The organism is Clostridium sp. MF28 (assembly GCF_002969175.1).
Taxonomy (GTDB): domain Bacteria; phylum Bacillota; class Clostridia; order Clostridiales; family Clostridiaceae; genus Clostridium; species Clostridium beijerinckii.
The window spans coordinates 933,578-946,187 of sequence record NZ_CP014331.1 but is presented as its reverse complement, the minus strand read 5'-3'; the positions used below and the strand labels follow the sequence as shown (position 1 = coordinate 946,187).

Annotated in this window: 11 protein-coding genes; 10 read left to right on the top strand and 1 reads right to left on the bottom strand. The window is 29.4% G+C overall.

Annotation, left to right across the window (positions count from 1 at the left end; all coding sequences use genetic code 11):
• Nucleotides 1-49: 49 nt before the first annotated feature.
• The 8 genes from AXY43_RS04035 to AXY43_RS04000 all read left to right on the top strand — a co-directional run bounded on the left by AXY43_RS04035 (nt 50) and on the right by AXY43_RS04000 (nt 8,544).
• Nucleotides 50-721, top strand: a complete 672-nt coding sequence (locus AXY43_RS04035) for a hypothetical protein (protein ID WP_105411034.1) — start codon at nt 50-52, stop codon at nt 719-721.
• Between the two features lie 202 nt (nt 722-923).
• The gene (locus AXY43_RS04030) at nt 924-1,541 is read left to right on the top strand and encodes a hypothetical protein (RefSeq protein WP_105411033.1); all 618 of its coding nucleotides are present in this window, start codon (nt 924-926) and stop codon (nt 1,539-1,541) included.
• A gap of 137 nt (nt 1,542-1,678) precedes the next feature.
• Nucleotides 1,679-2,152 (top strand): hypothetical protein, encoded by a 474-nt coding sequence (locus AXY43_RS04025; protein WP_105412492.1) that lies wholly within the window; start codon nt 1,679-1,681, stop codon nt 2,150-2,152.
• A gap of 209 nt (nt 2,153-2,361) precedes the next feature.
• Complete coding sequence (locus tag AXY43_RS04020; RefSeq protein ID WP_105411032.1) at nt 2,362-2,814, top strand: hypothetical protein; 453 nt, start codon at nt 2,362-2,364, stop codon at nt 2,812-2,814.
• Nucleotides 2,815-3,099: 285 nt separating this feature from the next.
• Nucleotides 3,100-4,159 (top strand): IS630 family transposase gene (locus AXY43_RS04015; protein ID WP_105412491.1). Its coding sequence is split into 2 segments (ribosomal slippage): nt 3,100-3,627 and nt 3,629-4,159, totalling 1,059 coding nucleotides; the frame shifts between segments, so codons are not numbered across the junction.
• Nucleotides 4,160-4,408: 249 nt separating this feature from the next.
• Nucleotides 4,409-5,071, top strand: a complete 663-nt coding sequence (locus tag AXY43_RS04010) for a hypothetical protein (RefSeq protein WP_105411031.1) — start codon at nt 4,409-4,411, stop codon at nt 5,069-5,071.
• Nucleotides 5,072-5,252: 181 nt separating this feature from the next.
• Nucleotides 5,253-5,594: a hypothetical protein gene (locus tag AXY43_RS04005; RefSeq protein ID WP_105411030.1), complete on the top strand. Its 342-nt coding sequence runs from the start codon at nt 5,253-5,255 to the stop codon at nt 5,592-5,594.
• 982 nt (nt 5,595-6,576) lie between these two features.
• Nucleotides 6,577-8,544 carry a class I tRNA ligase family protein gene (locus tag AXY43_RS04000; RefSeq protein WP_105411029.1) on the top strand — a complete coding sequence of 656 codons (1,968 nt, stop codon included), beginning with the start codon at nt 6,577-6,579 and terminating at the stop codon, nt 8,542-8,544.
• A 182-nt stretch (nt 8,545-8,726) separates the two neighbouring features.
• On the opposite strand, the gene AXY43_RS03995 is transcribed toward AXY43_RS04000, so the two are convergent.
• On the bottom strand, nt 8,727-9,959 hold the full coding sequence (locus AXY43_RS03995; protein ID WP_105411028.1) for a PucR family transcriptional regulator: 1,233 nt from the start codon (nt 9,957-9,959) through the stop codon (nt 8,727-8,729).
• 275 nt (nt 9,960-10,234) lie between these two features.
• Here AXY43_RS03995 and AXY43_RS03990 point away from each other — a divergent pair, with 275 nt between their 5' ends.
• A complete protein-coding gene (locus AXY43_RS03990; protein ID WP_105411027.1) occupies nt 10,235-11,329 on the top strand; it encodes an amidohydrolase family protein in 1,095 nt (364 codons plus the stop codon).
• 10 nt (nt 11,330-11,339) lie between these two features.
• Nucleotides 11,340-11,984: a nuclear transport factor 2 family protein gene (locus tag AXY43_RS03985; protein ID WP_206608170.1), complete on the top strand. Its 645-nt coding sequence runs from the start codon at nt 11,340-11,342 to the stop codon at nt 11,982-11,984.
• The last annotated feature ends 626 nt before the right edge of the window (nt 11,985-12,610 follow it).

Genomic DNA, 12,610 nt, shown 5'->3' with positions numbered 1-12,610 from the left:
GAGCTAAAAGTGAGTGATAAAGATGCTGAGTTGTGGAGGTAAAATAAATATGTTTAAGTTAGGGAAATTAACGTTTGATGTGGAGAATGCGACATTTGGTGGGAGTTTTATGGATTCTGCCATGAGTAGAAGAATGCAAAGTACTGGAAAGGAAGAAATCCATTGGTTTATAGAAATAGATATGAAAGCAGGAGATTTTGTAACAGAATTGGATGAGGAAGAATTGAAAGACTTAGAAGACGATGAAGAAATTTTTTATGAATCGGTTTCACCTCGTTTATATCACAACAACGGTTTTATCGTAAATATAAAATCATGGAAAGATATAGAAGGACTTTCTCTAAAATGGGATTCTCAATATAATGCAAACGGTGAAGAGGCAGGAACATTGTATGTTTTTGAACACGAAGATGTAACTAGTGGAACAATTAAGTTCTTAGAAAGAAAAGGCAATAAATTTCTAGTTCAATGGGCAGGAACTGCAAATGTGTATTGGGATGATGAATATGGTGAAGATGTTCCGTTTTCTTTTGAAGGGGAAGTGGAATTTAGTGGAGTTAGTGCTTATTGTGATGAGATATCAACTTTAGATGAATTAAAAATAGTCATGACAGATTTTATTAATTTAGATGAATATAAATGTATATTTAACGATACACATAAGATTGAAACAGGAATTTCTCGTGTTTGGAGATTTTTTCCTCAAAATATAGATAAATAAGTGAGCAATATAAAATTCAATTTGTAGAGTAAGTTATAAGTATTATTAATTGCTATTGATACGACGAATTATAATATAGCGAATAATCGCAACTAGAATGGACTTGATGATATATATATACTAAATTTACAAGTACTGATTGTATTACGTTGCATTTTGATGAGGATGGGCATAAGCTGTTATGCATATTAAGGTGAAATAGATGAATAGTTGTAAATTGTTAGAGGTTAAAGCTATAGTTCAAAATCCATATTATAAGGCTCCAAGTTGGATTGATGACAAGATCCAGAGGAGAGAATTTGTTGTTTTAGATGGGGATTCATCAGAAAACGATGTGGAATTATTTTTAATTGAATTATTAGGCTATAATAATATTAACATTGAGCAGGGTACAGAATTAGTTATGAAAGAAGTTTTATCGGAAGATGAAATAGTAATAGCAGGAGGGATATTATTTGTTGGAGAAAATAGAAATATATTTCCAAGCTGTTGTTGCGGTTTGGAAAGTTGGAATGAAGTATTAGCTGCAGCTATTGATAAATCATCACCATGGTTAGGACACGATCCATATCCCTGCTTTGAGTATGTTGAAAACAACATTCGTATATGGTCTGATGATTTTAATACAAAACAATCAAGTGAGATTTACTTTGTTGAGTGTGATAGGGATATTTTAATCGAAAAACTAAAATTAGTTAAAAATGATTTAATTAAATTCTCTAAAGGGCCTTTATATAATCATATCAGTAAACATGCAAGAACATATACTGATTTGATGGTACAGCAATTTGAAAAATGGTTTTCTTTAAACCTTGTGTAATATAATCTGAATGACATGTAGCTAATTGATGAACTGATATAAATCATTATGGGATTTCAATATAAAAATGATTAAAAGAAATATTGTAATTGTTTTATCATAATGGTTATTGTAAATTATTTGCTGAAGGTGATGAGTTGAAGAGTATTATTTTTGAAGGTTGGAAAATAGAAATTGATAAGGAAAAAACTAAAAATTATTATTCACAGTTATATAGAGATGGTTTACGTGAATGTTGTTCAGATTGTAGAAATTATTATTATGGAATAAGGCATTTGCCTAAAGTTTTTATAGATTTTTTAGAGAGCTTATTTATTGTTCCAGAAACACCTATATGCGCTTATAAGCTGGATAAAGTTGCTGATAATATATTCCTATATGATGTAAATTATTTAATTAGTGGTAACATATTAGAAAAACCTGATAATGCTGAAAATGCTTCAGAAAATGGAAAGAAGGTATTTAAGACAAGTACGTTAACTGATGAGGTAGAGTTTTATTTTACAAAAGAATTGTATCCAAGTTTGCGAAATCTTTCTGGTTATGAATCGTATTTTGAACTTCAATTATTTTGTGAAATTCCTTGGGTTATAGATGAGCCGTATGAATAATTGCTGATTAAAAATTTGTATGTAAGTTATATGTATTTCAAATTGCTATTGATACAATGTATCTCTAATTATTAATATAATTTACTTGAAATGTAGAAAGTGCGCAGTAGTAAATAAAATAATGTTCTTTAAAAATTGAATAATGTGGTATTTACAAGATGCGCTATAATTAATTCTTAATAGTAGGTTATAATGAGGGAAGTGATATTTTGAACTACTTAGATTTAATGAATTTAGAAAATATATATTTAAATAATTTAAATGAGCCACAAGAAAATTTTCTTAGGTTAACTTTTATTAAGAGTAAAACAAATGTTATTTCTCAATCAATAAATATTGGCAATAAAGTTATTAAAAATGTGCATTCAATTAATTATGATTATACGAATCCCTTAATACAAATTGATTTTGAATCATATATTGGATATTCGATTTTAAATGAGAGTTTTACATCCATGGATAATTATGAGGAATTTGAGGGTAAGTCATTTAGAATTTACAGGAAATCAAGGTACTTAGATTTCATAAAGGTTGGAACGTTTGCTTCAGAAGATTATCCTGGTACATTTAAACATTATGGGATTGTCTGCCTTAATCATATAATCGATATTGTTTCGATATCAGAACCTGTTATTAAACAAATACAAATGAGCAATCCTTAGATAAGTTTTGATGAACTTGTTAAAAGTGTCAATCACAATTTTCTTAAGTTATGAATCAATAGAATTTAGATAATAAATTGTAAATCGCATTATTCAAGAAATTGAATTTGCGATTTTTTAACGCATCATTCTAATAAAGTGCACATTTGTACTTAAGTAATATCATAAGGTTTATAATATATAAGTTCTAATTAATAAAATTCATTGCTTGTTAACTCATGTTTATATTATTTGATAAGTTTGCACAAAATAAATCTAGATTTATTTTGTGAGGTGATCCCAATGATGAATTTAAACAGAATTACAATAGAAGATAATCAGAGTGCAGTATTAGAACTTGAAACAGCAATGACAGAAACTAAAAGTGTACGAATGTATAAGCGGTACTCTGTAGTTTTAAAACACTTCCAAGGTTTTCAAAATAAGATAATTGCAGAAATGGAAGGATTAGAAGAGCATGCTGTTGGTAACTATATTAAAAAATATAAGGCCAATGGATTAGAAGGTCTTGCTATGAAAAAGCCGCCTGGTGCCCCTAGAAAATTAAATTCTGAGCAAGAACAAAAACTTATTTATGTAATAACAAATAATACGCCTGACGAAGTGGGTTTTGAATCAATAAAAAACTGGACTATCAAACTAATATGTCAATGGGTCATGGTTAATTTTAGTATTACTATAAAACATAGTAGTATGGCAGTTATACTTCACAGATTAAATTTGAGTTATATAAGACCAACATATGTTTTAAAAAAGGCTGATAAAGAAAAACAAGAAACTTTCAAGAATGATTTTGAATATCTAAAAAAGACACCTTGATGGCTTAGTTGATACTATCTTGTTTCAAGACGAATCAATGATAAGAGATTATCAGGCCATTCAAAAGACTTGGTTTATAAAAGGGAAACAACGAAAGATACCTACTTATGGAAAGAATGCAGGCGTAAAATTAATAGGGATACTAGATTATGAAAGTGGTCATGTATATTGTGAAGAACACGAAAAATATGATGCTGTAGTTTTTCTTGAGTTTTTAAAGAAGGTGCTTACGCAATACCCGAAGGGTAAGATAGTTATTATTCTTGATAATGCTAAAATTCATCATGCTAAATTGATACAACCATTTTTGGAAAAACTGAAAAATAGACTTGAATTAATGTTTTTACCTCCATACAGTCCTGACCTAAATCTAATTGAGGGGTTATGGGGATGGTTAAAATCATCAGTGGTAAACAATGTATTCTTTAAAAGTTGGACTAGTATTCGAGTTGCTATACAAAACTTCATTGGAACAATAAATAAAGTTCCTACACAAACAATAGACAGGCTATGCGTTAAAATGTAGCAACTTTATTAGAATATATATATATATATAATTTTCTCTTAGTCATATAATAGGACATGCTACAGTTATTCTAATTAGGCTAATAATGGTTATTCATGGTACTTTTGTAAAAAATAAAAGCATTAAAACTCTTATGGATGAGCAATATAGAAATAAAGTAAATAATGTTATAATATACAACAATGAAGCAAAATTACAGTCAATAATAAAGTGAAAAAACTATTATATGGCTTGCTTGGGGGATATTTTATGAGAAAAATAGTAAAAATAATTTTTATTTTAATTATTTCATTTATATTGGCGATAAATGTTTATTTAATAATAGAGAATGAACGTTCAGAAATAAAAATGGAGCAACTAAAAAAAATGCAACAAGAGAACTATTTAAAATCTGTGAGATTTAATTTAAATTTAGATAATAAAGAATATTATTATAAAAATATTGAAGATAATACTGACGGCTATATAAATGGACAAGAACAAAATTTTAAATATGATAGTTATTTTATTTCAAACGACTTAGAATATGTAAATACTGAACTAAATGAGAAAAAGGTGCATTTATATTGCAATGTTCCTATAGATAAAAATAGCAAAGACTATATTCAATCTTTTGGATCAAATGAAAATATTTATATATATCCATTTGATAATAATACAACTGTCTTTATATCAGTTGCAAGTGGTAAACCAGCAGAATCAGATAAGTGCTACATATTAGACTTAAATAATAAAACAGTTGTTTGGACTGAGAGCAAGTACTTTGCTCATGCTTATTACAGATCATCTACTGATACAGTAATTGCTACTCATAATATTAAACCCGTAGATACAATCTGGGGCGAGATGAAATATGAAGATTATGAAGTAAATATGTCGGGTGAAATGTGTAAAATTGAAACAAGAGATTAATTATTTTGGGTGTAATATAGATGAGAATATCGTAATACAAAATATTCAATTAATATAATTACGTAGTAATTAGCCAATATTCGTTTTTAGAAATGTAAATATTTTGATATTTCAAGTTTATGTTACAGTTAAATTATAAAGATGATAAATACAAATTAATTTGAGAAAGGCGAAGAATATAATGTTTTTAGTAAAAATTATTGATATAGTTATCCTATTAATTTCATGGATCTTTGGATTTTCCATATTAGTTATATTTGACCTGATATATACTTTTAAGTATAGTTTTCCAAATGATCCTATTTTCCAACATCCAAGCTATGAAGGTATTATAAGAGGTATTCTATCAGTTGTTGCATATTTTATTTTAATGTTCATATTGTATTATAAAAAAAAATCAAGAGGTGCAGTATATCCTAGAAGATTTATTTTTATAAATACTATTACATTTATAAGTGGCTTAGTTCTATTTTTCTTTTTTGGATTGCCGTTTGTTTCTCCACATGTAATTAATCAGTTTTGATAATTTACTTATTTGGGGTAATTATATAGAATTCATTAAATTAATATTTCATGAAAATTATTTTGAACAAAAATATAAGATGTCATACTAGTACTAAACTATAGCTATTTGCTGTTAAAAACTAGGTAAATTTCACATTATTCATATAGCAAGACATTAATATAATTCAGAAGAACATACTAAAACTAGTTAAAGCCCAAATAATTAATAGCAAAACATACTCTTAACCAACAAGACATTTAATAAGTTTGTTAAAAATTATTGCACCACACATCCATATAATAAAAAGTTTTAGATATTTAATATATATTGCAAAAATAATTATTCATTAAAACTCTAAAAATATTGCAAGAGTTTCAGCAATAATTGTGAATTGCAACATATATAGATAAAAAACTATCAAACAATATAATTGACACTTAATATTATAAGGTATATAATTGAACAAAAATAAAAGCTATGAAGAGAAGAGTAGTTATGAGGGAATACTCAGAGAGTTTCCATTTGGTGTGAGGAAATTATGAAATCATAATGAAACAAGTCTCGGAGCTGCATACGGATCTTATAAAGTAAAACTTTTTTGATGAAATTTTATTTTCGCTGAATTTAGTTTGAATTATCTTAGAGAGTGCAACCTATAACTCACATTTGAAGAAGAAGTGATGTTACTGACGCCTAAACTATAAGATAAAAATTAATTATAAGTGATGCTATGACGTAAGTTCACGTTACAGAACCAGAGTATGATTCAACCTATAATTTTAGGGAGATGGTGTACTTGAAGAGCCTAAAATGGTGACATTTTAGGGAAAAGGGTGGTATCGCGAAATAGAAGTTTCGCCCCTGTAGAAGTATTTTCTACAGGGGCTTTTTTGACGTTAAAATTGAGCATATAGAAAATTATAAGTTTAAAATATCATATATATTTTATTTTTTGATTATCCCAAGTATGAAAGTTAGAAATTTAAGGAGTGAGAAGTTTATGATAAGTAAAAGAATAGAAAAAAACGAAAGACCAACATTTCCAAAGAAGGCTATAGTAACAGCTGGAATGCCTTATGGAAATAAGAATCTTCATTTTGGCCATGTTGGAGGAATGTTCATTCATGCAGATATATTTGCAAGATTTTTAAGAGACAGAATAGGGAAAGAAAATGTTATTTTTGTATCTGGTACAGATTGTTATGGTTCACCTATCCTTGAAAGCTACAGAAAGCTAAAGGAAAATGGATACGAAAACACTATGGAGGATTATGTTAAGGCAAATCATTTGAGTCAAAAGAAAACCTTAGAAGATTATAATGTCAGCTTAAATATTTTTGGAGCTTCAGCCCTTGGAAGGACAGGAGAATTTCATAATGAAGTTTCAGAAGAAATATTTAATACTTTATTTAAAAATGGTTATATAAAGAAGATGTCAGCACTGCAATTTTATGATAAAGATAAGAAAATCTTTCTTAATGGAAGACAAGTGATCGGAAAATGTCCAATAGCCGGGTGTAACTCTGATAAAGCCTATGCAGAAGAATGTTCATTAGGGCATCAATATATGGCATCTGAATTAATTAATCCTATTAGCACTTTATCAGGAAATAAACCAATATTAAAAAGTATAGATAATTGGTATTTTACCTTAGATGAATCCATGGATATAATGAAGGAACTTAATGAGTTTTTAAAGAAGAATACTAATAGACGAAAGTATGAAATTAACACTATAGATGAATTTTTGAAGAAACCACTAATATATGTCCCAAGAAAATATATTAATGATGTAAATGAGCTAGAAGCTAAATTTCCAAGCCATGAAACCATAGATGAAGAGAAAAAATCTTCACTAGCGTTTATTTTCCAAACATTAGAGGATAGAGATAAGGCAAAAGAAATATTGGATAATTTGAATATTAACTATACTAGTGGTAAGACCTTGGTTCCTTTTAGATTATCAGGAAATATAGAGTGGGGAGTAAAAGTACCAGATAAAGAAGATTTGAAAAATTTAACCTTCTGGGTGTGGCCAGAATCTTTATGGGCTCCAATTTCTTTTACAAAAGCATATTTGGAGTCAAGAGGTAAGAATCCTGAAGAATGGCATAATTGGTGGGATGCTGATGATTCAATGGTATATCAATTTATAGGGGAAGATAATATATATTTTTATTCAATTGCTGAAATGGCCATGTTTATTGGGTTAAGGGTAGCTAAAGGTGAAAATTTAGATGTTACTAAGCTAAATTTACCACACATTGTTTCTAATAAACACATTTTATTTATGGATAAAAAAGCAAGCAGCAGTTCAGATATTAAGCCACCAATGGCAGATGAATTATTGAAATTTTATACAAAGGATCAATTACGCATGCACTTTATGAGTCTTGGATTATCTTCAAAAAGTGTTGGTTTTAAGCCACAAGTTTACATGAAGGAAGAAGAAAAAGTAGGAGCAGATCCAGTATTAAAAGAAGGAAACCTTTTAACAAATGTATTTAATAGACTTATTCGCTCATGTTTTTATACTTTGCAAAGTCTTAATGAAGATATTCCTAAAGAAGAGGTAAGTGAAAAAATTAAAGAATTAACAGAAAAAGCAGTATTAGAATATGAAAGACATATGTATAATCAAGATTTTCATAGAATAGCATATGTTCTGGACGATTATATAAGGGAAGTAAATAAACATTGGGCTAGTAATATTAAAAATGAGGAATTAAAAAGAAACGTAATATCAGATTGTTTTTACGCTTGTAAAGTTATAGCAGTACTAATACACCCTATAGCACCAGAAGGATGTGAAATGTTTAAAGATTATCTAAATATAGATGATGAACTATGGAATTGGGATAAAATATTTGAACCTATTACTTCTTATTTTAAAGATGCTGATAACCATAAGTTTAAATTTCTTGAACCAAAAGTAGATTTCTTTAAGAAAATGGAATATCAATATTAATGGAAGAATGATATGGTTTTTACAATTTATGTTATAATTAATCTAATCTAGATATTGTTTCATTAGAGTATGTTGGAACAATATCGGATTAGATCTATGTTATAAATAATAAGTCTTAGGAAAAGTGCTAATCTTTGCTGGATGGAGCACTTTTTTCTTTGATTATATCTTCAATATTATGATCAGGGTGTTTCTACTTTTATCTCTAATAGTTTAATAGATAAAAAAATTTTGCATATTTCGTCACCATGTTCTAAGCTTATACCAGTCATATCTTTTATTTTGTTGATACGGTAGAATAAAGTATTTCGATGAATATTTAATATTTTTGCAGCTTCTCCTGGAGAAGAAGAATAAAAGATATACTGCTTCAATGTTTCTAGAAAATCGGTTCTATTCTCTTTATCATAAAGCATAAGCATTGCGACAGCTGGATGGCAAAAATCCATCTGATCATATTTATTTGAAATCAATTCATAGATAATATGCAAGGTACAATCTTCAAAAAAAGAGCAATGCATGTTTCTTTTTAATCCTATCTCCATTGCTTTAACAGCATTCAAATAGTGTTTTTTTGAACCACTCAAGAGAGTGTATTTTTGGCTGATTCCAGCATATAGATTATTTTTGCTCAAGAAGTCATTAAATTCGCTATTTTGAGAGTTGAAAAGTTTATCAAATAACAATTGATCAAGGAAAGCTACAACTCCAGGAGCATAAATAATACACTGTCCAACAGGAATGTAAGATTTCAAAATTCTAAAAATGGAAGGAATCTTACTGTCAAAAGCTTCTTGTCTGTTACTTCCAATAACCATAATGTAAAGATGTTCTGTCCTAGCCCATTTCAAATAGTGTTGTTTATTTTTTATGATAGACTCATCAATCTGCTTTCCTTCTATAAGGTCAGCTAATAAGTAATTTGGGAGATTATTGTTATCCAAATTTAAAAGAATGTTCTTTTGTAATTGAGCACATATAAGTGGGCTAACTTTGTCTATTAGCATGAAATCAATATCTTGAAAGGGAATGCTGTTTTCGTAAACAACAAATTTGCCAATCTCTATGGTGTCAATTTTTATAGAAGATATTAGGTTTCGTTTTGAAGTGTTCTCTTTTTCGATATTATCATCTGTTTTATCTGAACATATTTGTGATAAAGTGTCTTCTGTTAGGTAAAGATTTTTATTTTCACCTTGAACAAATTGAAAAACATTTTCTGCATCATAAGAACCTGCCAAGAGCTTTCCGCTTGTATCAATTAATATCAATGGCCTTGCAAACTTTTCCCTTGCCTTATCTATAAGATATTGAAGTCCTTTGTTAGAACAAAATCCATCAAAAAGATCTTGCATGTAAAGTGCAAGCTTTATATCTATTTCGTTTAGATCATTTATATCGAAGTTTTTTTTCATGGAAACCTCCTAATATTTTAATTGTGCTTTAGCACAATTTATAGCTTTAATACGAGATAAAATTCAAATTTGAGTACATTGTATGGGCTCTTACATTATATTATAATCAGAAATGTAAGGCAAGACAGCTATCTGAAGTGTATTGTGCTTGAGCATAATGAGTTAATGAAAAATACTGAAAATTATACTGCAGGTGATTATCCAGTATTAATAAAAAGGTTAAATTTAATAGTGTTAGCCTTAAAAATATTGCTATTTCATAGGAGGTACTAAAAATGTCTACTACTCTAATAAAAAATATAAAAATTTTTAATGGTATTGAGTGTATAGATGAGGATAAAGTGGTAATCGAAAACGGATATATTATTGATAAAACAGAAGGAGATATTGAAATTGATGGGAATGGATGTACTTTGCTTCCAGGGCTCATAGATGCTCACATTCATTTATATCAAATTAAGAACCTAGAGGAAGCTTCAAGGTATGGTGTTACAACTATGATGGATATGGGGACACGTTCACCAGAAGTAGTTCATAGTTTGAAAAATTTACCTGGTTTACCTGATATACGAAGCAGTTATAGTCCGGGTTTCGCTCCAGGAAGCCAAGTTCCAGCTAAAATGGATTATCCTGATTCTGCCTTTGTAACAAGTGCAAATGATGCAGAGCGTTTTGTGAAGGAACAGATATCATATGGTGCAGATTACATTAAAGTTATGATAGAGGGCAAAGGAGTAGGTGTTAAATATACGCTATTTCCACCAGAGATTCTTGCAGCTATTGTCGCCAAGGCTCACGCTTATGATAAAAAAGTCATTGCACATGTAACTTCTTCTAATGCTTTTAAAGCTGCGATAGAAGGGGGAGTTGATGTGGTAACACATATTCCCTTTTCTGAACCTTTAACAGAAGAGGTTATTCAGTTGATGAGAAAAAACGGTACTGTGTCAGTTCCGACTATGGTAACAATGAAAGGAATTGTTGAGTCAATTAAAAAGTTTAATCCTAACGCGCCATTGAATTATGATTATGTTAAGGAATCAGTTGCAAGACTTTATAAAGCTGGTGTGACAATTATAGGTGGAAGTGATTCTAATACTGACGATCCAACAACTCCTTATTCTGCACCTTATGGGGTTTCTCTTATTAATGAACTTGGACTAATGGTTGATGCTGGTTTTACTCCTATTCAAGCATTACAAAGTGCAACAAGTATGCCGGCAAAGTATTTTGGCATGAATGACAGAGGAATTATTAAGGCAGGCTATAGGGCAGATCTTCTTTTAATAAAAGGTGATCCGACTGTAAATATTAATGAAATAAAAAACATTAAACAGGTTTGGATTGGTGGAGAAGAGATTATTAAATAATCCTTTATGGATGATAATTATTATAAGAAATGAGGGAACTGATATGTTATTTGAGAAGTTAGAAACTTCTACAGTAAATATAATGTTAGACAAATTTGCAGTAAGGGAATTAATCGAGTTTGAAAGATTCTGCCGTGACAATGCTCTTTGGGATCAAATGCATGAATGTTATACTAAGGATTCCACCGTCACTGTTTCATGGTATAAAGGAGATGGGCATGGTTTTGTTAATGCATCTAGTAAGATGAAGACTGTAGCTCCTCATAAACTTAATAATACTTTGGTGTGGTTAAATTATGGAAAGGCGGCAGCGGTATGCATGGCCTCTATACAGACAAGGAAAGAAATAAATGGTGTTAAAATGGACCTTACTTCATATGTTAGGCTTGTATATACAATAGTAAAAGAAGACTCACACTGGAAGATTGCTTCAATGGAAGCAATCTATGAGAAAGACTGCTTAATCCCTGCTTCACCTGAAGATATGAAACCAAATCCTAACTCTCGTGACAGTTATGCAAATTTATCTAAAGTAATTGGCAGTGATGGATATGAAATAGATCAAGATCTTGCAGGAGATGATAGACCAGAGTTAAGAGAAGCACTGCTTGCAAGAGTTGAAAATTGGTTGGTTAACTCAAGCGCTAAAATGTAAATTATGCACATATGCAATATAGAAAAGTCTCCTTTATGTCCGTTACGGTGAACCATATCATAAATAGCGGGACTTTCTTTGAAATGATAGAAAATGTATATATTATTCTATTGAAAACTCTTACCTTAGAAATATGGTAAGAGTATTTTTATTTTCAAGGAGGTACAAGAAACTATTCAAGATATATTACAGAAACTAGACAATGAATATGGGGGATACAGAAATAAATATGAAGATGGGTGAGGGGATGTTATAGTCGTAGAGGAAGAGAAAGAACTTGAAGAAAAAAAGTATAAGTATTACATTGATTCGCCGATGTTATTGCTGAATATGCTGATAAGATGGTATGTAGTAATGGTGGAACTTATACAAATCCCTTGATAATTCAAGTAGAACTAACACCACAAAATTTAAAAGATTATGTGATTGGACAACAAGCCTTAATTACCAGTGAGACAGTGATTAAGGCTTGTTCTATTATAAAAAATATGGAAGATTACTATACTAAGAAAAAATGCTTTAAGACACTAAAATATCGGAACCATCAGCAATATATTAGAAGGCAGTATTGTTTAAAATTAATGATTAGTTTGCATTTCTTTTATTATAATTCAAAGTGGTACCCC